Source organism: Streptomyces sp. MBT53 (genome assembly GCF_016654115.1).
Taxonomy (GTDB): Bacteria; Actinomycetota; Actinomycetes; order Streptomycetales; family Streptomycetaceae; genus Streptomyces.
Genome location: NZ_JAEQAZ010000006.1, coordinates 43,619 through 67,144 on the forward strand (window position 1 = coordinate 43,619; position 23,526 = coordinate 67,144).

At 69.9% G+C, this 23,526-nt stretch carries 22 protein-coding genes and 1 riboswitch; of the genes, 16 read left to right on the top strand and 6 right to left on the bottom strand.

Translation table 11 applies throughout. The annotated features are described in order from the left end of the window. Positions 1–26: 26 nt before the first annotated feature. The 14 genes from JHN45_RS03915 (at position 27) to JHN45_RS03970 (ending at position 16,716) form a co-directional block, all read left to right on the top strand. Positions 27–1,556: a glycosyl hydrolase family 28 protein gene (locus JHN45_RS03915; protein ID WP_201048011.1), complete on the top strand. Its 1,530-nt coding sequence runs from the start codon at positions 27–29 to the stop codon at positions 1,554–1,556. A gap of 185 nt (positions 1,557–1,741) precedes the next feature. After that, a complete protein-coding gene (locus tag JHN45_RS03920; RefSeq protein WP_307783033.1) occupies positions 1,742–4,987 on the top strand; it encodes an alginate lyase family protein in 3,246 nt (1,081 codons plus the stop codon). A 27-nt stretch (positions 4,988–5,014) separates the two neighbouring features. After that, positions 5,015–6,265, top strand: a complete 1,251-nt coding sequence (locus JHN45_RS03925) for an alginate lyase family protein (RefSeq protein WP_201048012.1) — start codon at positions 5,015–5,017, stop codon at positions 6,263–6,265. Positions 6,266–6,380: 115 nt separating this feature from the next. Further along, on the top strand, positions 6,381–6,494 hold the full coding sequence (locus tag JHN45_RS54625) for a putative leader peptide (protein WP_317880146.1): 114 nt from the start codon (positions 6,381–6,383) through the stop codon (positions 6,492–6,494). Between the two features lie 67 nt (positions 6,495–6,561). Beyond that, the gene (locus JHN45_RS03930; protein WP_201048013.1) at positions 6,562–7,446 is read left to right on the top strand and encodes a glutathione S-transferase C-terminal domain-containing protein; all 885 of its coding nucleotides are present in this window, start codon (positions 6,562–6,564) and stop codon (positions 7,444–7,446) included. A gap of 76 nt (positions 7,447–7,522) precedes the next feature. Next, positions 7,523–7,631: riboswitch (SAM riboswitch) on the top strand. A gap of 363 nt (positions 7,632–7,994) precedes the next feature. Next, a complete protein-coding gene (locus JHN45_RS03935; RefSeq protein ID WP_201048014.1) occupies positions 7,995–8,975 on the top strand; it encodes an amino acid ABC transporter permease in 981 nt (326 codons plus the stop codon). After that, a complete protein-coding gene (locus JHN45_RS03940) occupies positions 8,972–9,769 on the top strand; it encodes an amino acid ABC transporter ATP-binding protein (protein WP_019072665.1) in 798 nt (265 codons plus the stop codon). Before JHN45_RS03935 ends, JHN45_RS03940 begins: the two co-directional genes overlap by 4 nt. A gap of 58 nt (positions 9,770–9,827) precedes the next feature. Further along, on the top strand, positions 9,828–10,856 hold the full coding sequence (locus tag JHN45_RS03945) for an ABC transporter substrate-binding protein (RefSeq protein ID WP_201048015.1): 1,029 nt from the start codon (positions 9,828–9,830) through the stop codon (positions 10,854–10,856). An 81-nt stretch (positions 10,857–10,937) separates the two neighbouring features. Continuing rightward, complete coding sequence (locus JHN45_RS03950) at positions 10,938–11,675, top strand: GNAT family N-acetyltransferase (RefSeq protein WP_201048016.1); 738 nt, start codon at positions 10,938–10,940, stop codon at positions 11,673–11,675. A gap of 47 nt (positions 11,676–11,722) precedes the next feature. Then, positions 11,723–11,812, top strand: coding sequence for a putative leader peptide (locus JHN45_RS54630; RefSeq protein ID WP_374195586.1), 90 nt, complete (start codon positions 11,723–11,725; stop codon positions 11,810–11,812). A 76-nt stretch (positions 11,813–11,888) separates the two neighbouring features. Continuing rightward, positions 11,889–13,106, top strand: a complete 1,218-nt coding sequence (locus tag JHN45_RS03955) for an LLM class flavin-dependent oxidoreductase (protein WP_201048017.1) — start codon at positions 11,889–11,891, stop codon at positions 13,104–13,106. A 19-nt stretch (positions 13,107–13,125) separates the two neighbouring features. After that, complete coding sequence (locus JHN45_RS03960; protein WP_200711135.1) at positions 13,126–14,499, top strand: NtaA/DmoA family FMN-dependent monooxygenase; 1,374 nt, start codon at positions 13,126–13,128, stop codon at positions 14,497–14,499. Next, a complete protein-coding gene (locus JHN45_RS03965) occupies positions 14,496–15,587 on the top strand; it encodes an LLM class flavin-dependent oxidoreductase (protein WP_201048018.1) in 1,092 nt (363 codons plus the stop codon). The genes JHN45_RS03960 and JHN45_RS03965 overlap by 4 nt, the downstream gene beginning before the upstream one ends. Then, positions 15,580–16,716, top strand: a complete 1,137-nt coding sequence (locus JHN45_RS03970; protein WP_201048019.1) for an LLM class flavin-dependent oxidoreductase — start codon at positions 15,580–15,582, stop codon at positions 16,714–16,716. The genes JHN45_RS03965 and JHN45_RS03970 overlap by 8 nt, the downstream gene beginning before the upstream one ends. On the opposite strand, the gene JHN45_RS03975 is transcribed toward JHN45_RS03970, so the two are convergent. Next, positions 16,695–17,069 (bottom strand): hypothetical protein, encoded by a 375-nt coding sequence (locus JHN45_RS03975; protein WP_201048020.1) that lies wholly within the window; start codon positions 17,067–17,069, stop codon positions 16,695–16,697. The genes JHN45_RS03970 and JHN45_RS03975 overlap by 22 nt on opposite strands. Before the next feature lie 49 nt (positions 17,070–17,118). Between JHN45_RS03975 and JHN45_RS03980 the strand changes: the two genes are divergently transcribed. Continuing rightward, entirely contained in the window at positions 17,119–17,568 is a 450-nt protein-coding gene (locus JHN45_RS03980) for an N-acetyltransferase family protein (protein WP_374195587.1), read from the top strand. On the opposite strand, the gene JHN45_RS03985 is transcribed toward JHN45_RS03980, so the two are convergent. From JHN45_RS03985 to JHN45_RS04005, 5 genes are all read right to left on the bottom strand, one after another. Beyond that, a complete protein-coding gene (locus tag JHN45_RS03985) occupies positions 17,543–18,631 on the bottom strand; it encodes a phosphotransferase enzyme family protein (RefSeq protein ID WP_201048021.1) in 1,089 nt (362 codons plus the stop codon). The two genes, JHN45_RS03980 and JHN45_RS03985, sit on opposite strands and share 26 nt — an antisense overlap. Then, positions 18,628–19,389: an ABC transporter ATP-binding protein gene (locus JHN45_RS03990; protein ID WP_201048022.1), complete on the bottom strand. Its 762-nt coding sequence runs from the start codon at positions 19,387–19,389 to the stop codon at positions 18,628–18,630. Before JHN45_RS03990 ends, JHN45_RS03985 begins: the two co-directional genes overlap by 4 nt. Further along, entirely contained in the window at positions 19,386–20,159 is a 774-nt protein-coding gene (locus JHN45_RS03995) for an ABC transporter permease (RefSeq protein WP_200711129.1), read from the bottom strand. Before JHN45_RS03995 ends, JHN45_RS03990 begins: the two co-directional genes overlap by 4 nt. Beyond that, complete coding sequence (locus JHN45_RS04000; protein WP_201048023.1) at positions 20,156–21,184, bottom strand: ABC transporter substrate-binding protein; 1,029 nt, start codon at positions 21,182–21,184, stop codon at positions 20,156–20,158. The genes JHN45_RS03995 and JHN45_RS04000 overlap by 4 nt, the downstream gene beginning before the upstream one ends. Positions 21,185–21,313: 129 nt before the next feature. Continuing rightward, entirely contained in the window at positions 21,314–22,234 is a 921-nt protein-coding gene (locus tag JHN45_RS04005) for an ABC transporter substrate-binding protein (RefSeq protein WP_201048024.1), read from the bottom strand. Between the two features lie 382 nt (positions 22,235–22,616). On the opposite strand from JHN45_RS04005, the gene JHN45_RS04010 reads away from it, so the two are divergent. Continuing rightward, positions 22,617–23,501, top strand: coding sequence for a sulfurtransferase (locus tag JHN45_RS04010; RefSeq protein WP_201048025.1), 885 nt, complete (start codon positions 22,617–22,619; stop codon positions 23,499–23,501). Positions 23,502–23,526: the final 25 nt, after the last annotated feature.

Sequence of the window (23,526 nt, forward strand, 5' to 3'; positions counted from 1 at the left end):
TTCTCCGCCCTTTGCAAGGAGTAGGTATGAACACGCCCCTTTCCCGTCGTACGGCCCTCCAGGCCGCCGGTGCCACCGCGCTCGCCGCCGGTCTGTCCGGGCTGACCGCCACGGCGGCACACGCCGGCGACGGTCACAACTCCCGCCCCAAGCTGGTCACTTACCCGCGCCCCACGACCATGCCGACCAACACCAGCTTCCAGGTGCGGGTCCGTACCGCCCCCGACGGTGCCTGGCAGACCCTCGACATCTACCGCCCGCAGTTCGAGGAGATCAACGCCACCACCGGCTCGGGCAAGGTCTACAGCTCGTCGATGGCGTACTTCGACTTCAACGGCTCGGTCGAGATCGAGGTGACGTACCTCAAGGGCGGCACCACCAAGGCCCGGGTGAGACCGGACGCGCTGGGCATCAAGCCCGAACTCCTCGGCGACACCCTGCGGTTCACCCTCGACGAGCCCAAGGACGTCGTCGTCCAGATCAACGACGAGATCTTCGACGCCCTGCACCTCATCACCAACCGCGTCGAGCACCACGCCCCGTCCGCCGACGACCCGGACGTCATCTACTTCGGCCCCGGCGTCCACACCGTCACCGGCAACGTCCTCCTGGTCCCCAGCGGCAAGACCGTCTACCTCGCCGGCGGCGCCGTCCTGACCGCGCAGGTCTACTTCAAGGACGTGGAGAAGTCCCGCCTCACCGGCCGCGGCGTGCTCTACAACAACCCCGGCGGCGCGATCCTCTGCGAGGGCAGCAAGAACATCCGCGTCGAGAACGTCATCATCCTCAACCCGTCCGGCTACGCGGGCACGTTCGCCGAGAGCGACAACGTCCACATCAAGAAGGCACGCGCGTTCAGTTCGAAGGGCAACGGCGACGGATTCGACGTCTTCTCGTCGACCCGGATCACCTTCGACGGCTGCTTCATGCGCAACTCCGACGACTGCATCGCCATCTACTGCCACCGCTGGAACTACTACGGCGACACCCGCGACATCACCGTCAAGAACTGCACCCTGTGGGCCGACGTCGCCCACCCGATCAACGTCGGCACGCACGGCAACTCCGACGCGCCCGAGACGATCGAGAACCTCGTCATCAAGAACATCGACATCCTCGACCACCGCGAACCCCAGATGAACTACCAGGGCTGCATCGCCCTCAACCCCGGCGACTCCAACCTCATCAAGAACGTCCGCATCGAGGACGTCAGGATCGAGGACTTCCGCTGGGGCCAGGTCATCTACATGAAGGTGATGTTCAACACGAAGTACAACACCTCGGTCGGCCGCGGCATCGACGGCGTCTACGTCAAGAACCTCAGTTACACGGGCACCCACGCCAACCCGTCGCTCTTCCTCGGCTACGACGCCGAACACGCCATCAACAACGTCACGTTCGAGAACCTGGTCATCAACGGGCTGGTCGTCGCCGACTCGATGAAGAAGCCGAGCTGGTACTACACCACCGACGCGATCCAGTGGTTCTACAACGAGCACGTCACCAACTTGAAGTTCGTTACGACCGCCGAGGCCGAGGCGGCTGCGGCGTCATGACGAGCCCTGTACCTGGCTCCGCTGGAAGCGCGGGGAGGGGGCGTCGGTCGGCTGCGGCTCCGTGGGGGCTGGTCGCGCAGTTCCCCGCGCCTCTTCGGAGCGCTGCTGAGCCGCCGCTGAGCCGCCGGGGATTCCTCGGCGGCACCGCCGCCCTCCTGCTGGCCTCGGGCGCGAGTGGACTGCTCGTGCCCGGGCGGGCGGTGGCGGCCGGCGACGGCACCGAGGTGACCTTCTCCCACCCCGGCCTGCTGCACTCCGCCGACGACCTCGCCCGGATGAAAGCGGCGGTCGCCGCGAAGCAATCCCCGGTCTACGACGGCTACTTGGCGCTCGCGGCGCACGCCCGCTCCTCGTCCTCGTACGCCGTGCAGAACACCGGCCAGATCACCAGCTGGGGCCGCGGTCCCGCCAACTACCAGAACCAGGCCGTCGCGGACTCGGCCGCCGCCTACCAGAACGCCCTCGTCTGGGCGGTCACCGGCGACACCGCGCACGCCGACAAGGCCCGCGACATCCTCAACGCGTGGTCCGCCTCGCTCACCGCCATCACCGGAGCCGACGGCCCCCTCGGAGCGGGCCTCCAGGCCTTCAAGTTCGTCAACGCGGCCGAACTCCTCCGCCACACCGGCTACGACGGCTGGAGCGCCGCCGACATCGCCCGCTGCGAGGACTCCTTCCTCCGCGTCTGGTACCCGGCGCTCTCCGGCTACACCCTCTACGCCAACGGCAACTGGGACCTGACGTCCCTTGAATCCCTGCTGGCCATAGGCGTGTTCACCGAACAACCCACCCTCTTCTACGACGCGCTCCGCTTCGCCGCGGTCGGCGCGGGCAACGGCAGCGTCCTCCACCGCATCGTCACCGCCGCCGGCCAGGGCCAGGAGAGCGGCCGGGACCAGGGGCACGAACAACTCGCGGTCGGCCTGCTCGCGGACGCCGCCCAAGTCGCCTGGAACCAGGGCGTCGACCTCTGGGGCTTCGACGACAACCGCATCCTCGCCAACGTCGAGTACGCCGCCCGCTACAACCTCGGCGGAGACGTCCCCTTCACCCCCGACCTCGACCGCACCGGCAAGTACATCAAGCTGGCCGTATCGGCCACCTCGCGCGGCACCCTGCCGCCCATCTACGAAATGGCGTACGCGCACTACGCGGGCGTGCGCGGCCTCGACACCCCGTACACGAAGAACGCCGTCTTCCGCGGCACCGGCGGCACCCGGGTCGTCGAGGGCAGCAACGACGACCTGCCGAGCTGGGGCACCTTCGCCTACGCCGGCGCCACGGCATCCGCGCCGACCGTGCCGACACCACCGGCCGGTGTCACGGCCGTGGGCAACGACCGTTCCGTGCAGGTGAGTTGGCTGCCATCGGCCTGGGCCGACTCCTACACGGTCCTGCGCGCGAACGACGTCGACGGCCACTACGAGAAGATCGCGTCCGGGGTCGCGCAGCCGACGTACACCGACCGCAACGTGCACGCCGGACGGACGTACTACTACACCGTCACCGCCACCAACACCCTCGGAACGAGCGGCAGTTCGGCATGGGCAGCCGCCTCCGCCGGCCTCCCCGGGCCCTGGTCGACCCAGGACATCGGGGACGTGAAGATCCCCGGTTCCGCCGTCTTCGACGGTGAGCGCTTCGTCCTGGAGGCGAGCGGCACCGCCGACACCTACCGTCTCGCCCACCTCCCGCTGCGCGGCGACGGCACGGTCACCGCGCGCATCGTGTGGCCGCTCAGCTCGCAGTACTCCAAGATCGGCGTCACCGTCCGCGCCTCCCTCGACGCCGACGCTCCGCACGCCTCGATGCTGATCCAGGGGCTGCCGCTGCACACCTGGAGCGGGGTGTTCTCCACCCGGCCCGCTACCGGCGCCGACATCTCCGCGACCGGCAGTACGCCCGTACCGCCCGCGCAGCAGCAGGCGATCACGACGTCGGCCGCCTTCCCGATCTCCAACCTCGGCACGCTGCCCGAGTCGGCCACCCCGCTGGAGGCGCCGTACGTCGAGGGCGCGGGCGACGGCTACCGGCTGCGGAAGCCCTACTGGGTGCGGGTGACCCGGAAGGGCGCCCGCTGCACCGGCGCCATCTCGCCGGACGGCGTCCACTGGACCGAAGTAGGCGTCTCCGACGTCGAGTTGGGGCGCACCGCGTACGCGGGACTCGCCCTCACCTCCTGCCTCGGCGTCGATCAGGACTACGCCGAGACCGGCACCGGCGCCTTCGACAACGTCAGCGTGGCCTCCGCGAGCGGCACGGTGTGGCGCGTGCCCCGCCCCGCCCGCACCGCCACCGACCTGAGAGCCGAAACCGGGGCCGACGCGGTCGAGTTGGCCTGGAGCGACGCGGACCTCTCCGCCGAATACACGGTCCTGCGCGCCACCCGCGCCGCCGGACCGTACAAGACCCTCGCCACCCGCGTCGGCCCGATCGGCTTCGGCACCCGCATCCGGTACGTCGACGCGACGGGGACGCCTGGAACGACGTACCACTACACGGTCGCGAAGACCAACGCCGGTGGACGCGGGCCGCGTTCGGCACCGGCGCGAGCCGTGCTGCCGACCCCTTCCGCGCCCCAACTCACCTCCGCGAACGCCGTGTTCACGAACGAAGGAGCCGACTTCCGCTATCTGTTGCGGGCCTCGCACGAGCCCGTGCGGTTCGGTGCGGACGGACTGCCCGCCGGGCTGCGCATCGACCGGCGCACCGGGCTCATCTCCGGAATCCCCACGGAGACAGGGGAGTTCACGGTCGAGATCGCCGCCGGTAACGCCTCAGGGACCGCCACTGGCACCCTCGCCCTCACGGTCGCCGCCCCGCCGCCCGCGCCGTGGACGTACGGCGATCTCGGCGACACCGTGCTGGACGACCGGGACTTCGGGACGCTGGGCGTGGTCGCGATCACCACGCCTGGCAGTACGTCGTACGACGGCGGGACCTTCACCGTGCGGGGCGCGGGTGTGGATCTGAACGCCAACGGCCAGGGAATGACAGGGCAGTTCGTGCGGCGGCCGGTCAGTGGTGACTGCGAGGTCGTCGCCCGGCTCGTCTCCCGGACCGGTGTCACCACCGATCGGGTGGGGCTGCTGATGGCGAAGTCGCTGTCGCCGTTCGACCAGGCGGCGGGCGTGATCGTCAGCGGTGGGACGACCGCTCAGCTCATGCTCCGCAAGACCGTGGCCGGTGCCTCCACCTTCACCGGCGGCGCCGCCGTCACCCTCCCCGCCCTGCTGCGGCTGAAGCGCGCCGGGACCGCCTTCAGCGCAGCCCTGTCCACCGATGACGGTGTCACCTGGACCCCCCTCGCCGACGGACAGTTCCCCGGCTTCGGTGACGCCCCCTACTACGTCGGCCTGGTGGTCTGCTCACGCAGTCAACCGGTCCGCTGCACCACGGAGTTCGACGAGGTGAGCATCACGCCCACCTGATCCTCCACGGATTGGAGATGCACAGCGATGAGCCGCACTTCCCCCCACGAGCACCTCCGCAGAACAGAGTTGAGCCGCCGCGGTCTGTTGAAGACCGCGGGCGGGCTCACCGCAGCCGCCGCTCTCGGCGGCGCCACGGTGGCCACGACCGCGCACGCGGCCCCGGCCACCTTCACCCACCCCGGCATGCTGCACAACGCCGGTGACATCAACCGGGCCAAGGTCAGGGTCGCGGCGGGAACCGACCCCTGGCTGTCCGGCTGGAACAGGCTGATCGCCAACTCCCATGCGCAGTCGACCTGGACGAACCGGGCGACCGCGACGATCATCCGGGGCGGCGACGGCCAGAACTACAGCCTGCTCTACAACGACATCGCCGCCGCCTACCAGAACGCCCTGCGCTGGAAGGTCGGCGGCACCGAGGCGAACGCCGTGTGCGCCGCCAACATCCTCAACGCCTGGTCCACCACGCTGACTTCGGTCACCGGGAACGCCGACCGGTTCCTCGCGGCCGGCCTCTACGGCTGGCAGTTCGCCAACGCCTGCGAACTCATGCGGGACTACAGCGGGTTCAATCTGGCCGCCGCGCAGCAGATGCTGGGAGACGTCTTCTACCCGCTCAACAACAGCTTCCTCACCAACCACAACGACGCCTGCATCACCAACTACTGGGCCAACTGGGACCTGTGCAACATGGCGTCGATCCTGGCCATCGGGATCCTCAACGAGGACAGCGCCAAGTACGACCAGGCCGTCACCTACTTCAAGTCGGGTGCGGGCAACGGCTCGATCGCGCACGCCGTGCCGTATCTGTACACCGACTCCGACGGCTACGCGCTCGGTCAGTGGCAGGAGTCCGGCCGCGACCAGGGCCACACCGTCCTGGGCATGGGCCAGATGGGCGCCATCTGCGAGATGGCCTGGAACCAGGGTGACGACCTCTACTCGTACGACAGCCGCCGCTTCATGAAGGCCGCCCAGTACGTCGCCAAGTACAACGCGGGCAGCGACGTGCCCTTCACCACCTACACCTGGGGCACCGGGCAGAGCTGTGCCCAGTCGTCCCAGACGGTGATCTCCTCCGCCTCGCGCGGCCAGATCCGGCCGGTGTGGGCGATGCTCCACTTCCACTACAACCGCCGGATCAGCCTCGACGACAAGTACATCTCGGCCATGTACTACAACCTCGTCGCACCCGAGGGCGGGGGAGGTGACTACGGCTCCGACAGCGGCGGCTACGACCAGCTCGGCTTCGGGACCCTGATGTACGCGAAGTAGCGGCCCGGCCTGTCCACGGGTCGGGACCTGTGCCCGACCCGTGGACGCCCTCTTGACCCCGGGCGACGGTGGATCGACACTCCAGTAGGGAATCCTAGTGAACAGGTAGGGAAACATGGGGCGCCTTGAGCCGGTCACCACCAGCCGAGTGGACCGTTCGCCCCTTCTGACCTCCCGCCGTCACATCGATCTGCTGCGGGTCTGCAGCGCCATGAGCCCACTGCGCTGAGCCCCGTCCACCGTTCGACGACGCTTCCGCCGCGCGTACGTCCACGCGCCCGTACCCGGGGAGTCCCATGTCCGTCACGCCTCTCGCCGCCGTCCCCTCACCCCGCTCCGCCCCCCAGTTCCGGGGCCGGATCGGGAGCGACGCGCGCAGCGGGCACTACGCCGTCCCGCGCCGCTACCGCCTCCATCTGTCCACCGCCTGCGCCGACGGCCTGCGCATCGCCGTCACCCACAGCCTGCTCGGCCTCGAAGAGAGCTGTCCGGCCGTGTTCCTGTCCGCCGTACCGGACTGTCCGAGTGGTGGACACTCCGCGCTGCGCCCGCTCTACGAGGCGAGCGCCCACCGCTACTCCGGACCGGCCGCCGCGCCCGTGCTCAGCGACGACTGGTCCGGCCGCATCGTCAGCACCCACGCGCCCGACATCACCCGCGACCTCGCCCGGCACTTCGGCGCGGGCGGACCCCGGCTCTACCCGTGCGGCGCGGAGTCGGAGATCGAGGCCGTCGAGCGGCTCTGCGCGCAGGGCATCGAGGACGCGGCGCAGCGCGCCGGAGCGGCCGGTGGCGAACAGGCCGAGCGCGACGAAGCCCTCGGCCGGCTGCTGGAGACACTGGGCTCGCTCGACCGCTGGCTGGACGGCCGCGAGCACATGATCCGCGACGAACTCACCGCCGCCGACATCGAGTTGTGGGTGACGCTGGTGCAGCTCGACACCGTGCACCGCTACCACCTGGACGCCGCCGCCGTGCAGAGCGTCGCCGACCATCCCCACCTGTGGGCCTACGCCCGCCGGCTGGCCGCCCACCCGGCCTTCGGTACCCACCTCGACCTCGACGGCATCGCCCGCCGCCACCACGCCCGCTGCCAGGGCCTGGAGGCCGCCGGTGCCGCCGTCCAGATCCTGGACTGGGCGGCCCATGTCGCGGACGAAACGGGAGCTTGCCGCAGTTGAGCGGCGTCTCCACCGTCCACTTGGTGGACGGGCGTTGACATTCGTTCGAGCAATTGTCTTAACTTGCGGCCAGAACGGTCATGAGTGTCAGCGACAAGCCCTGGCTTGCTGACCGGCAACCCTCGCACGCGGTGGGGTGCCCCAGGTGACGACCGGACCGGATGACGTTTCGGTAAGCGCGAGGCCCTGAGGGCCACAACAGTGATGGGTGACGGACATGTACGCAGCTCTCAGGACGGCAGTACGCCGCCCCATGGGCTGCGTACTGCCGTGCGAGAACCCTCTCGTCGCGAACCGCGCCGTCGATTTGCTCCGCGTCAACAGCGCACTGTGTAGCACGTGTACCGCGCCGGGCTTCGCCCGCTGTCGAGGCTGACGACTCCTCCGAGTCCTCCCGGTCCTCGCGTCCCGCGTTCCTGACGAACACCGCCCGTGCGGTGTGCCGTTGTCCGCCAGCCCCCGGTCCCGTGCGTTTCCCACCGTGTGCGTCGCGCCAGCCACGCCCAGGTGTCGCGACCCGGGGTGTCCGACTCCCGCCGGAGCCCACCATGAGTGAACCCCCAGGCACCACCGTGTCCCTGGCCGACGCCCCCGTAGCCGACGCCCCGTCAAAACCCCTCACAGCACAGCGAGTTCAGCCGCTGCGCCGGCCCGGCCGGTGGATCGTCACCCTGGTCGTGCTGGTGGTGGCCGCCCAGTTCGTCCACGGACTGGTCACCAACTCCTTCTACCAGTGGGACCGCTTCGGCTACTGGTTCCTGCGCCCGACGATCCTCGACGGACTGGTCATCACGCTCGAAGTCGCCGCGCTCAGCGCGGTGTTGGGCCTCCTCGGCGGCATCCTGCTCGCCCTGGCCCGACTCTCCAGGAGCCCGGTACTACGCGCGGCGAGCTGGATCTATGTGTGGGCGCTGCGCTCCATCCCGCTCATCGTGGTGCTGATCTTCCTCTACAACTTCAGCGCCCTGTACCAGACCCTCAGCATCGGCGTCCCCTTCGGACCCGCCTTCTTCTCCTTCGACGAGTCGAAGCTCGCCACCGACATGGTCGTCGCCGTCGTCGGACTCAGCCTCAACGAGGCGGCGTACGCGGCCGAAGTGGTCCGCGGCGGCATCCTCTCCGTCGACCAAGGGCAGCACGAGGCGGCCTCCGCCCTCGGCCTCCCCAAGGGCTACCAGTTCCGCAGAATCGTCTTCCCGCAGGCGCTGCGCTCCATCACCCCGAACTACGTCAACCAGCTGATCGGCCTGATCAAGAGCACCTCGCTGGTCTTCTACGTCTCACTGCTCGACCTGTTCGGCTCCGCGCAGACGATGGGCTCCACCTACCCCGGCGACATCGTGCCGCTGCTCCTGGTCGTCACCGTCTGGTACCTGATCCTGACCAGCGTCGTGTCCGTCATCCAGTTCTACGTCGAGCGGCACTACGCCCGGGGCGCCACCCGCAACCTGCCGCCGACCCCGATCCAGAAGCTCCGCACCGGTGTCACCGACCTGCGGGCCCGCATCCGGAGGGAGACCGCCCTATGACCACGAACACCGTCGAACCGCTGGCGGACATCACACCCGCCGCCGTAGAGGTGCACGACGTCCACAAGTGGTACGGCGCCCACCGCGTGCTGGACGGCGTCGACCTCACCGTGCGGCCCGGCGAGGTCACCGTGATCCTCGGCCCGTCCGGTTCCGGCAAGTCCACGCTGCTGCGGGTCATCAACCACCTGGAGAAGCCCGAGATCGGCTACGTCAGCGTCAACGGCGAGCTGATCGGGGTCAAGCAACAGGGCGGACGGCTCAAGGAGTTGAGCGAACGGGCCATCCTCGCGCAGCGCAGCAGGATCGGGTTCGTCTTCCAGAACTTCAACCTCTTCCCGCACCTGACCGTCCTGGACAACGTGGCCGCCGCCCCGGTCGCCACCGGCAGGCTCGGCAAGCCCGAAGCCCTGGAACTGGCAAGGGAGTTGCTCGGCCGCGTCGGTCTCGCCGAGAAGACCGGCGCCTACCCCAGGCAGCTCTCCGGCGGCCAGCAGCAGCGCGTCGCCATCGCACGGGCACTGGCCCTCCGCCCCGGCGTCATCCTCTTCGACGAGCCGACCTCCGCCCTCGACCCCGAGCTCGTCGGCGAAGTCCTCTCCGTCATCAAGGACTTGGCGACCAGCGGCACCACCCTCGTCATCGTCACCCACGAGATCGGCTTCGCCCGCGAGGTCGCCGACCGGGTCGTCTTCATCGACGGCGGAAAGATCGTCGAACAGGGCCCGCCCCACGAGGTCCTCGACAAGCCACAGCACGAGCGGACCAGGGACTTCCTCAGCAAGGTCCTCTGAGCCACCCCCTCTTCACCTTCACCTTCAACAGCCCTCAACACCGAGCCTAGGAACAGCCATGTCTACTCTCAGCCTGCGCAGCAGAATCACTCGCGGACTCACCGCGGGAACCGTCCTCGCTTCCCTCGCCGGTGGTCTCGCGGCCTGCGGCGGCGACAGTGACGCGGCCACCACGTCCGGCAGTGCCGCCTCCGGCACGGTCACCGTGGGCGCCTTCTCCCTCGGTGCCGCCAAGGAGGCGACGCTCAAGGTCGCCGAAGTGAAGTCGATCAGCGCCGAGTTGCCCAAGTCCATAGCGAAGAGCGGCAAGCTGGAGATCGGCGTCGGCTTCCTGCCCGCCGGTTCCCCGCCGCTCGGCTACGTCGGCTCGGACCAGAAGACCCTCACCGGTTCCGAGACCGACATCGCCCGCCTGGTCGCCGCCGTCCTCGGCCTCAAGCCCGAGCTGAAGAACTCCACTTGGGAGAACCTCTTCATCGGCCTGGACAGCGGCAAGGTCGACGTCGCCTTCTCCAACGTCACCGACACCGAGGAGCGCAAGGCGAAGTACGAGTTCGCCTCCTACCGCGAGGACAACCTCGGCTTCGCGGTGAAGGCCGACAACTCCTGGAACTTCGACGGCAATTACGAGAACCTCGCCGGCAAGACCGTCGCCGTCGGCGCGGGCACCAACCAGGAGCGGATCCTCCTGGAGTGGAAGAAGAAGCTGGCCGCCGAGGGCAAGAAGGCGCTCACCGTCAAGTACTTCCAGGACAACAACAGCACCTACCTCGCGCTGGCCTCCGGGAAGATCGACGCCTACCTCGCCCCCAACCCCTCGGTCGCCTACCAGGTCTCCTCGACCAAGGGCACGGCCAAGGCGGTCCGTAACGCGGGCACGTACTCCGGCGCCGGATCCACCCTCCAGGGCCTGATCGCGGCCACCGCGAAGAAGAACAGCGGCCTCGCCAAGCCCCTCGCGGACGCCATCAACTACCTGATCAAGAACGGCCAGTACGCCAAGTGGTTGGCCGCCTGGAACCTCTCCAACGAGGCCGTCGCCAAGTCCGAGATCAACCCGCCCGGACTGCCGAAGACCGACTCCTGACCCACCCCTCTCAGCAAGGGGACCCCGCCGCGCCCCGGCGGGGTCCCCGACCCGTGCGACCCGTACCGGAGCCGTCACCCGATGTCTTCCACCGCCAGTCTCGAAACGACCACCTCCCACGTCCTGGACAACCCGGCCTGGGCCGCGCTCACCGGCCCGCACGCCCATCTCGCCGAACGCGTCGGCCGCGCCGCCCGCTACCCCGTCGACGTGGCCGCCTTCAACGCCATCACCGACAACGACGACCCGCGTGCCTGGGCGGACCTGGCCACGCTCGTCGGCTCCGGCGGCACCGCCGCGGTGCGCGGAGTGAGCGAGACCCCGGACGGCTGGGAGATCGTCCGTTCCGGACAAGGTGTCCAGCTAGTGGACACCGGCCTGCGGGCCGAGCCCGACCCGGAGGCCGTACGCCTCGGCGCCGACGACGTGCCCGAGATCCTCGACCTCGTCGCCCGCACCGAACCCGGCCCCTACCTTCCCCGCACCGTCGAGATGGGCACCTACCTCGGCATCCGCCACGAGGGCCGACTGGTCGCCCTGGCCGGCGAGCGCCTCCACCCGCCCGGCTGGACCGAGATCAGCGCCGTGTGCACCGACCCCGACCACCGCGGCCGGGGGCTGGCCACCCGCCTGGTGCGCGCCGTCGCCGCCGGCATCAAGGAACGCGGCGACCACCCCTTCCTGCACGCCGCGGCCACCAACACCAACGCCATCCGGCTGTACGAGTCGATCGGCTTCACGCTGCGCGCCCGTACCGTCTTCTCGCTCGTACGGTTCACCGGTCCGACTTCCGCCGCCGATCCGGAAGAAATGGCATAGGCATGCGGTTGCCCCTAATGAAGCCGGATTCCGTGGAGGTGGAGCACATGTGTGGCGCCCCTGTTCTCCACGTGCGACTCACCACCCGACAGCACATAGATCTGCTGCGCGTGGCCGGCGCGCTCTGTCGCCCCTGACCCCGTTGCCCCAGCCGCCGTGCGCCCGCTTCCAAGGGCCGGCGATCTCGTACGGACCTCCAGGAAGGCACCACTCGTGTCATCGACCTCCCCTTCTCCCCTGCATCTCGCCGTCGCCCTCGACGGCACCGGCTGGCACCCCGCCTCCTGGCGCGAGCCGGTGGCCCGGCCCCGCGACCTGTTCACCGCCGCCTACTGGGCCGACCAGGTCGCCGAGGCGGAGCGCGGTCTGCTCGACTTCGTGACCTTCGAGGACGGCCTCGGCCTCCAGTCCTCGCACTACGGCGAACTGGACGGCCGCACCGACCAGGTCCGCGGACGCCTCGACGCGGTACTCATCGCGGCCCGCATCGCACCGCTCACCAGCCACATAGGCCTGGTCCCGACGGTGGTGTCCACGCACACAGAGCCGTTCCACATATCCAAGGCGATCGCCACCCTCGACTACGTCAGCACAGGCCGCGCGGGTCTGCGGGTACAGCTCTCCGCCCGCCCGCACGAGGCCGACCACTTCGGCCGACGCGACTTCCCGCCGATCGATCTGGCGAGCCTGCGCACCCCGGCCGGACAGGAACGGCTCGCCGAGCACTTCGACGAGGCCGCCGACTACATCGAGGTCGTGCGCCGTCTCTGGGACAGCTGGGAGGACGACGCCGAGATCCGGGACGTCGCCACCGGCCGCTTCGTCGACCGCGAGAAGCTGCACTACATCGACTTCGAGGGCCGCCACTTCAGCGTCAAGGGTCCCTCCATCACCCCCCGGCCGCCGCAGGGCCAGCCGATCGTCAGCTCCCTGGCCCACCAGACCGTCCCGTACCGGCTGGTGGCGCGTGCCACCGACATCGGCTACGTCACCCCGCACGACACCGACGACGCGCGGGCGATCGTCGCCGAGATCCGCGCCGAACAGCAGGCCGCCGGACGCGCCGACGAGCCGCTGCACATCTTCGGCGACCTGGTGGTTTTCCTTGACGACGACGAGGCCACGGCGGTCGCCCGCCGCGAGCGGCTCGACGCCCTCGCGGGGGAGCCGTACACCAGCGACGCCCGGATCTTCGCCGGTACGCCCGCCCAACTTGCCGACCTGCTCCAGGAGTTGCAGTCGGCGGGGCTCACCGGCTTCCGGCTGCGGCCCGCCGTCGCCGGACACGACCTGCCGGCGATCACCCAGGGGCTGGTCACCGAACTCCAGCGCCGGAACGCCTTCCGCCGCGCCTACGAGGCCGACACCCTGCGCGGCCTGCTGGGGCTCGCCCGCCCCGCCAACCGCTACGCCGCTGCCGCGAACGCCTGAGCCGGAGGGACCGTACGACATGAGCAAGCCCCTGAAGCAGATCCACCTGGCCGCCCACTTCCCCGGTGTCAACAACACCACCGTGTGGAGCGACCCCGCGGCCGGCAGCCACATCGAGTTCAGCTCCTTCGCGCACTTCGCGAAGACCGCCGAACGCGCCAAGTTCGACTTCCTCTTCCTCGCCGAGGGCCTGCGGCTGCGCGAACAGGGCGGAAAGATCTACGACTTGGACGTGGTCGGCCGCCCCGACACCTTCACGATCCTCGCCGCGCTCGCCGCCGTCACCGAACACCTCGGCCTGACCGGCACCATCAACTCCACCTTCAACGAGCCCTATGAGGTGGCCCGCCAGTTCGCCAGCCTCGACCACCTCTCCGACGGCCGCGCCGCCTGGAACGTCGTCACCTCCTGGGACGCGTTCACCGGCGAGAACTTCCGCCGGGGCGGCTTCCTGCCGCAGGACGAGCGCTACTCCCGGGCCAAGGAGTTCCTCGCCACCACCAACGAACTCTTCGACTCCTGGCACGGCGACGAGATCCTCGCCGACCGGGCGAGCGGCACCTTCCTGAGCGACGCCAAGGCCGGAGCCTTCGTCCACCAGGGCCAACACTTCGACATCCAGGGCCAGTTCAACGTCCCGCGCTCCCCGCAGGGCCGCCCGGTCATCTTCCAGGCGGGCGACTCCGACGAGGGCCGCGAGTTCGCCGCGTCCAGTGCCGACGCCATCTTCAGCCGGTACAGCACCCTCACCGAGGGCCAGGCCTTCTACACCGACGTCAAGTCCCGACTCGCCAAGTACGGCCGCAGGTCCGACCAGTTGCTGATCCTCCCGGCCGCGACCTTCGTGCTCGGCGACACCGACGCCGAGGCCGAGGATCTGGCGAAGGAGGTGCGCCGCCAGCAGGTCAGCGGTGCCACGGCCATCAAGCACCTGGAGTTCGTCTGGAACCGTGACCTGTCCTCCTACGACCCGGACGGCCCGCTCCCCGACATCGACCCGGACGTCAGCGACAACCACATCTCCAAGGGCCGGGCCCAAGTCCGCATGTACCGCGACCCGTTGGCCACCGCCCGCGAGTGGCGCGAGCGGGCCGCCGCGAACGGCTGGTCCATCCGCGACCTGGTCATCGAGACCGGCAACCGCCAGGCCTTCATCGGCTCCCCGTCGACGGTCGCGAAGACCATCAACGACTTCGTGCAGGCCGACGCCAGCGACGGCTTCATCCTCGTCCCGCACATCACCCCGACCGGACTCGACCCCTTCGCCGACAAGGTCGTCCCGCTCCTCCAGGAACAGGGCGTCTTCCGCACCGACTACGAGGGCCCGACCCTCCGCGACCACCTCGGCCTCGCCCACCCCGACGAAGTGCGTGAGGAACGGGCGGCGTCGTGAAGTTCCTCGCGATCACCCTCATCGTCCACCGCCCCGACCCGGTCACGGGCATCCAGAAGTCGACCCAGGAACGCTTCCGCGAGGTCCTCGAAAACGCCGTGCTGGCCGAGGAGTTGGGCCTCGACGGCTTCGGGGTGGGGGAGCGGCACGAGCGGCCCTTCATCTCCTCCTCGCCGACCGTCGTCCTCAGCCACGTCGCCGCGCTCACCCGCCGCATCCGCCTCTTCACGGCGGTCACCACGCTGAGCCTCCTCGACCCGGTGCGGGCCTACGAGGACTACGCGACGCTGGACCATCTCTCCGGCGGACGCCTGGACCTGATCATCGGCAAGGGCAACGGCACCGCCCAGCGCGAGCTGTTCCACGTCACGCCCGAGGACCAGTGGGAGCGCAACGCCGAGAGCTACGAGGTGTTCCGGCAGCTCTGGCGGCAGGACAAGGTGACGGCGAAGACCCGGTTCCGCCCGGAGTTGAAGGACGCGGAGGTGTGGCCGCGGCCCTACCAGCAGCCGATCCGGGTCTGGCACGGCAGCGCCACCAGCAAGGAGAGCGTCGACCTGGCCGCCCGCTACGGCGACCCGCTGTTCTCCGCGAACGTCACCAACCCCATAGAGCCGTATGCGGAGTTGATCCGCTACTACCGGGAACGCTGGGAGCACTACGGCCACGACCCGGCGGACATCGCGGTCGGCGCCGGTACGGCGGGCCTCTACGTCGCTCCCACGACCCAGGAGGCACTTACCGCCTACCGTCCGATCTTCGAGAGCAACCTCGCCTTCCAGAAACAGATCGGCCTGCCCATCGTCTTCGAGACCCTGGAGGACTACGTCGAGCGCAGCTCCGCGCTGATCGGCAGCCCCCAGCAGGTCATCGACAAGGTGCACCGCTACCACGAGCAGTTCGGCCACACGGTGCTCCATCTCCACGCGGACGCCAGTGGCTTGACGGATCGTCAGCACCGTGTCTCGCTGGAGCTGTTCGGGTCGGCGGTGGCTCCCGTGCTGCGCAAGGACATCCCGGACCCGCCGTTCGACTGGGGCCCGGTACTGCCGGAGGCGTCGACCGCTGAGGAGCCCGTGCATGCCTGACATCCCGCTCGGCGTCCTCGACCTGGTCCCGATCTCCTCCGGCTCCACCGCGCCCGAGGCACTGCGCAACTCCATCGAACTCGCGCGCAGGGCCGAGGAGTTCGGGTACGCCCGCTACTGGTTCGCCGAGCACCATCTCAACCCCGGGGTCGCGGGCACGTCCCCCGCGGTGGTCCTGGCGCTGACAGCCTCCGCCACCTCCACCATCCGGCTCGGCTCCGGCGCCGTACAACTCGGCCACCGCACCGCGCTGTCCACGGTCGAGGAGTTCGGCCTGCTCGACGCGCTGCACCCGGGCCGCTTCGACCTGGGCCTGGGCCGTTCGGGCGGCCGACCGTCGCCTCCGCTGCCGTCGGCCACCCCGGTCGTCGACGGCCGGGCCCCCAACGGCCTGCGCATCCCGCCCCGTTTCTCCTTCGAGTTCCTCCTCGGCTCACCCCGGATCGCCCTCCAGCGCAAGCTGCTCCTGCTGCCCAAGGCAGAGTCCCAGGAGTACGGCGAGCAGATCGACGACGTCCTCGCGCTGCTGGCCGGCACCTACCGCTCCCCGGAGGGCGTCGAGGCCCACGTCGTACCGGGCGAGGGTGCCGATGTCGAACTGTGGATCCTGGGCAGCAGCGGGGGTGTCAGTGCCGAGGTCGCGGGCCGCAACGGCCTCCGCTTCGCGGCGAACTACCACGTCAGCCCGGCCAGCGTCCTTGAGGCGGCGGACGGTTACCGCGCCGCGTTCCAGCCCTCCGACGTCCTCGACAAGCCGTACGTCAGCGTCTCCGCCGACGTCGTCGTCGCCGAGGACGACGGGACAGCCCGCGAACTCGCCACCGGCTACGGCCTGTGGGTGCGCTCCATCCGCACGGCGGAGGGCGCCATCAAGTTCCCGACCCCTGACGAGGCCCGCGCCCACATCTGGACCGACGAGGACCGCGAGCTGGTCCAGGACCGCATCGACACCCAGTTCGTCGGCTCACCCGCCCGGGTCGCCGACCAACTGGAACAACTCCAAGAGGCGGTCGGCGCCGACGAGTTGCTCATCACCACCATCACCCACGACCACACGGACCGGGTGCGCTCGTACGAACTCCTCGCCGAGGAATGGCGCCGCCGGGGTCACTCCTCCCAGTCGAGCTGATGCTCCGGAGTCCCCACGGAGCGCCCGTACGCTACCGCTTCGGCGCGGCCGACTGCATCGCCGCGCCGATAGCGGAACACCTTCCTCGCGAAGACGACCACGCGCTCGTCGCCGACGGTGAAGTCGGCGTACCAGCCATGAGCCGGCTCCAACGTGGCGGCGAGCGCGTCCGCGATCGAACCTGCGGCGCTGTCGTCGTCGGTCTCCCACTCGATGAACGTCCAGGCGGCGGGCTGCCCGGCCGTCGCGCTCGCCGAGTTGTCGACCCGCTCGACCTTCCGGATGCGCAGCCCGTGCGGCGCGAACACGGCACCGGGGCGCAGGCTCTCACCGAGCACGTAACCCGTGATCATGACCCAACTCCTTCTCGACTCCGAACGGCTCTCTGCCATGATCGACGCCATGGCCGTCCGTATCGAACCCGCCGATGTCACCGACCTCAACCAGGTCTTGGAGGACCACGCACGCTACTGGGGAGAGCGTGACCTTCGGGCGCTCCATCTCAGCGCGCTGGTACAGGAGTTCGGGGCCACCTGTCTGGTCGCCCGGGCCGACGACGGCATCCGTGGGTACCTCTTCGGGTTCGTCACGCCGGACCGCACCGGGTACGTGCACCTGATCGCGACCCGGGACGACGCGCGCGGCACCGGTCTCGGGCGCGGCCTCTACTCGGCGTTCATCGAGGCCGCCGGACGGCAGGGCGCGGTCCGCCTCAAGGCCATCACCTCGGTCACCAACGAGGGCTCGATCGCCTTCCACCGCACCCTCGGCTTCGACGCGCGTGTGGTCGAGGACTACGACGGGCCGGGCCGGCCCCGCGTCGTCTTCACCCGCGAACTGCCGCCCCGCTAGCGCGGCCGCACAGGTCCAGCAGCCGCCGTCCGCCCTCCCCGGCGAACCACTCCGCGTGCCCCACGTAGTACTCGTACGCCAGCCGGGTGTTCTCTGCCGATCGCGTCACACCGTGGAAGTAGCCCAGCTCGGAGAGCGCGAACTCGGCGTGGACCAGAGGGAGTAGCGCGGGGAGCGCCTGAGACTCGGCCGGGCTGAGCGGACGTACGGACTGGTAGCCGTCGAGGAGTGCGAGTGCGTCCTGCTCGCGGACCGGGAAGCCGGGCTGGAGCCACTGGACCGTGTTGCGTTCGATCGCGGTGGCCAGGTCGTGCACGGCCGTCGTGCGGTCGCTCATGCCGAAGTCCAGCGCTGTCGCGACCGAACCGTCCTCGTTCCAGAGGAGGTTGGACGCGTGCCAGTCGTTGTGGGTCCACAAGGGATCCAACCCCTGGAGATGCGGGGCCAGTTCCTCGTGGAGCGGGAGCAGGACCCGTCGGGTGTCCTCGCGCCACGGGAAGTCCGCCAGCCCCTGTGCCAGTTGGGGGCGCTCCTCCACGTAGCGCTCCAGCTCCGTCCGCGGGTCGGCCGAGGCGAACACCGTGAACGACGCGACCAGCGGCTGCACTTGGCGGCGCGGTGCGTCGAAGCCCTCCGAGGCGAGGTGCAGGCGGGCCAGCGCCTCGCCGGCCGCCCTGGCGTGGGCGGGGGAGCGGAACGGGGACCACGACAGGGCGTCCCGGTAGAGGTCGCTGCCGGTGCCGGTCGAGTGCACCTCGTACGTCCACTCGCCGCGCGTCGCCGCGTCCAGCACCTCGACCACCGGTGCGCCGCGCCGCCGTAGATGCCGTAGGAAGGCGTGTTCCTCGGTAAGGCCCTCCAGCGTGCGGACGGAGGTGTGGTGGCGTTTCACGAACAGGTGGCGTCCGTCCTGTTCCACCACGGCCGCCGCCGACAGGGGGCGTGGGCTGCGCCAGACCACCCGGGCCGGGCCCACGATGTAGGTCACCTCGGTGTCCGTCAGGGGTGGCCAGTCGGGGGCGACCGGGTCGGTGCCCAGGCCGTGGGCGAGGTGTGAACTCACGCTGTCCTCACCGCCGTTGTGCCCCGCAGGGCGTCCAGGACACGGCGCTCGGTGGCGGCGAAGTCCGGGTTCGTGAAGTCGTCCGCGCCGCGCGGGCGGGCCAGCGGGACCTCGACGCGGTCGACGATCGTGGCCGGGCGCGGGGACAGGACGTGGACCGTGTCCGCGAGCAGGACCGCCTCGCGGATGTCGTGGGTGACCAGGACGACCGTCCAGCGGTGGCGCTGCCACATGCCGGCCAGCCACAGCTGCATCTCGGTGCGGGTGAGGGAGTCGAGCGCGCCGAACGGTTCGTCGAGGAGCAGGACCGGTCGTTCCAGGACCACCGTGCGCAGCAGGGCCGCGCGTTGCCGCATACCGCCGCTGAGTTGGGACGGGTACGCCTTCTGGAAGCCGTCCAGGCCGAAGTCCGCGAACAGGGCGTCGGCCCGGCGCCGTGCTTCCTTCTTCCCGACTCCCCGTGCCTCAAGGCCCAGTGCCGTGTTGTCGAGGACCGTCCGCCAGGGGAAGAGGAGATCCTTCTGCGGCATGTAGGCGATCTTGCCGGACTCCACCCCGGCCGGTTCGCCCTCCACCAGCACCTGGCCGGACGTGGGACGGTCGAGGCCGGAGACCAGGTTGAACAGCGTGCTCTTGCCGCTGCCGCTGGGACCGATGACGGCCGCGAACTCGCCTGGCTCGACGGTGAGTTCAAGGTCCCGCAGGACTTCCAGGGGGCCGAAGGACTTGCCGACCCCCTCAATGCGCAGACTGCTCATGACGACCTGTCCTCCTTCAGCGCCCGTTCCCACGGGAGTACCAGCCGTTGCAGCAGGAAGGTCGCGCCGAACAGGGCGATGCTCAGCGCGGCGGTCACCGCGACCGCCGCGAACACCAGGTCCGTGCGGAACGCGCTCTTCTGGGCCTGCATGTAGATGCCGAGGCCCGCCTCCGCGCCCGCGTACTCGGCGAAGACGGCACCGACGACGGCGTAGGTGATGCTCACGCGGAGCCCGGCGAAGAAGTACGGCATCGCGCTCGGCACCCGGACCAGCCGGAACGTCCGCCAGCGGCCCGCGCCGAGCGAACGCAGCAGGCGCATCGCGTCGCGGTCGGTCGCCGCGAAGCCCGCCGCGAGGTTCGCGGCGAGCGGGAAGAACGTCGTCAAGGTCACCACCAGCATCTTCGGCAGCAGTCCGAAGCCGAACCAGATGATCAGCAGTGGCGCCACGGCCACGATCGGGATGGTCTGCGAGGCGACGAGCAGCGGGTACAGGCCCCGGCGGGCGGCCGAGGAGAAGTCGAGGAGGACGGCGACCAGCCAGGCCGCCGCGAACGACAGCGCGAAGCCGAGCAGTGTCTCCTGGAGTGTGGGGAGCGTCTGGTCCCACAGATCCTGGCGGTTGAGCCAGCCCTGCTCGACGACCCGGGCGGGGGAGGGGAGCGTCGTCGGATCGACGCCGGCGGCGGTGACGTAGAGCTGCCAGCCGCCGAGGAGCACGGTCAGGACGAGGAGCGGCGGCCACAACGACCGCAGGAGCGGCCTCACTTGGCGTCCGGGAGGTAGGCGTTGGTGAAGAACGTCGATGCCTTGGGGGTGCTCGTGAGCTTCTTGCCGTTGGCGTCGACCAGCAGGCCCGCCTTGTACTCGAAGTCCGCGAAGGCCTGCCAGCGCTCCGCGCTCTGTGTGCCGATCGAACCGTCCGCGCCCTTGTAGTACTCCTTGGCGAGCAGCGCCTCGCTCTCCCGCACCAGCTTGGTGTTGGTGAGGACGCTCTTGTTCGCCGAGATGAGCAAGTCGGCCGCCTGGGACGGGTGTTCGGCGGCGTAGCGGTAGCCCTTGTCGACGGCCGCCAGGAACTTCCTCGCGGTCTCCGGGTTCTTCTTCAGGAACTGGTCCGAGGAGGCGACCAGGGTCGAGTAGATGGCGGGGAAGCCGTAGTCGGAGAGCTGGAAGTTCTTCAGCGGCTTGCCGCTCAGCTCCGCCTCCAGTCCCTCCCAGGTCGGCATCGGCATCGCGAAGTCCGCCTTGCCCGCGTAAAGCGCCGCGTACGCCGAGGTGTTGAGGGTGACCTGCTTGAAGTCGCCCTTGCCGCCCGCGTTCTGGATGACCTTCTGCAGCAGCGGCTTCTCGTACGGCGCGCCGAACCCGGCGTACGTCTTGCCGTCCAGGTCCTTCGGCGAGGTGATGTCGCTGCGGTCGGCGCGCACGGCGATCGTCACGTCCGTCTTCTGCGTCACCGCGTAGACGGAGGTGATGTCCTGGCCCGCCGCCCGGGCCGTGGTGATGCCCTCCTGGTACGAAATCCCGAAGTCCGCCTTGTGGTTGGCGATCAGGGTCTCGGGCGCGGTCGAGCCGTACGGCACGATCTTCACGTTGATCCCGGCGGCCTTGAACCAGCCCTTGGCCTGGGCGACGTAGATGCCGGTGTGGTTGGTGTTGGGCGTCCAGTCCAGGGCGAGGGTGACGGTCGTGGTGCCGTCCTTCGCTGCGGCCGTGGAGTCGGCGGAGCAGCCGGTGACGGCGAGGAGGGCGGTCGCGGCTATGGCGGACAGGGCGGTACGGCGCTGCATGTCGGGTCCTTCGGGGGATGGGAGGGCTGGCGGGTCGGTCCGGTCAGGGACGACACAGCGCGCTGCCCACCCGCATGAAGTCGACGGCCAGACGCCGGGTCAGCGTCCGCGCCTGGCAGGCCAGGGTTCTCATGTGGCCACGTCCAGCAGGCCGTTGGTGAAGGACTTCGCCCAGTCCCGGTCGTCGGGAATCGCGCCGTTCTCGGCGAGCCAGTGCGCGTACGGGCCCATCCGGCCCTCGTCGATCACACCCCAACGGCCGTCCGCGTCCGTCCAGGTGGGCGCGATCAGGGACAGGGAGCGGGCGATCAGCGGGCGCGGGAAGTACGGAATGACGTGCTCCAGCAACTCCAGGGTGGCGTCGGGTTCTTGGGCCGCCGCCGCGTATCCGCGGGCCGTGACGGCGAGGAAGTCCCGTACCAGGGAGGGGTGTTCGGCGAGCAGCGTCTCGTTCGTGCCGAGCAGATAGCTGTGGTAGCGCGGGGCACCGATCTCGTCGACCGGCCAGGTCAGCCGCTGTTCCTCGGGCAGATCGCCGCGCAGCGCGTCCCAGGACCAGTAGTTGCCGAAGGTGGCGTCGGCCTCGCCCGCCGCGATGTCGTCCACGGTCAGCTCGCGCGCACCGGCGTCGATCCCGATCACGGCGTCCGGGTCGCCGCCGTCGGCCGCCACCAGGTGGCGCACCATGGCCCGGCCGCGCGGGGTCGGGTTGTAGGCGATCCGGCGGCCGGCGAGGTCGCGGGGGCGGGTGATGCCGGTCGACATGGTGGTCTGGATGGCCTCCAGGCCCCGGTGGTTGATCGCGGAGACGGCGATCAGCGGCTGACCGCGCTCCGCGCGCCGGGCCAGCAGCCGGTTCGGCGGGAAGATCCCGAAGTCCACCTCGCCCCGCGCCAGGTACTCCAAGGTGTCCCCGCGTCCCGGATCCTGGACCACCAGCTCGACGTCCAGACCGGCCTCGGCGTACCAGCGGCGGGCGCGAGCGACGTACAGACCGGCTGAATTCGGCCACGGGTGGAAATAGTCGAGCATGACCCGTATGTGCGGCATGGGGGTACTCCGAAACGTGCGCAGGCGTGACGGCGCCTGAAGGGAGGGAGAGGGGTGCGCGAAGGGTGGATCAGTGCACGCGACAACAACAGGAGCGGCGCGCCGGGGAGTTGACCACCGGGTGCTGGGGCTCGACTGCTGAGAACACGTGAACTCCTACGCGGGCGCTGAGGCGCGAGTGGTGCGGTCGGCGTCCCCATGGGGGCCGGACTCTCGACGAGCCGGTCCCAGACGCCCTCTCAGCCCAACCGGGTAGGGGCTCCCGCGTAGATGGCCGAACGATAACCGCACGACCCGGATTCTGTGCAAGCGTGGTCCGGAATATGGGACGGCCATGCCCGAGGAGTGAGACGCCCAGGTGGCGGGCGTACGATCGGCCGCCATGACCACCTCCCTGCTGCCCGGCCCGCTGGTCGACGACACCTGGCTCGCCGCGCATCTCGACGACCCCCGGCTGGTCGTCCTCGACGCCACCGCGCTGCTGCCCTCACCCCGTGAGGACGGCGACTACCGCTCCGCGAGCGGGCGCGGGACCTGGGCCGAGCGGCACCTGCCCGGATCACGACACGCCGACCTGACCGGCGACTTCTCCGACCACGAGGCGCCGTACCACTTCGCCGTGCCGTCCCCCGGCATGCTCGTCGCCGTGCTGGCCCGGCTGGGTGTGGGGGAGGGCGTCGAGGTCGTCACGTACGACAGCGGCGGTGGCATCTGGGCGGCCCGCCTGTGGTGGATGCTCCGGGCGATCGGCGTACCGGCGGCGGTGCTGGACGGCGGTCTCGAAGCGTGGGAGGCGGCCGGGCGTCCGCTTGCCTCCGGCGACGACACCGGCCCGGTTCCGGCCGTCCGTCCCGTGACACCCGTCGTACGACCGGATCTGTGGTCCGGGATCGAGGACGTGGCCGCCATCAGCCGCGGCGAGCGGCCCGGCACGCTGGTCTGCGCGCTGCCCCCGGGCGGCTACGACGGCTCGGTGCCCACCCGCTACAGCCGCCGCGGACACATCCCCGGCAGCCGCAGCCTCCCGGGCCGGGGTCTGCAGGACGCCGGCGGGCACATACTGCCCGAGCCCGAACTCGCCGCCAGGATCGGAGCCGTCCTCGGCACCGACGACTCACCGGTCGTCCTGTACTGCGGCGGCGGCATCTCGGCCGCGGGCGCCGCACTCGCGCTCACCCTGCTCGGCCGTACGGACGTGTCCGTCTACGACGGCTCACTGGAGGAGTGGTCCAAGGACCCCGCCAGGCCACTGGAGTTGGGTTCCTAGCGCACAAGTCCCCTGCGTGGACAGG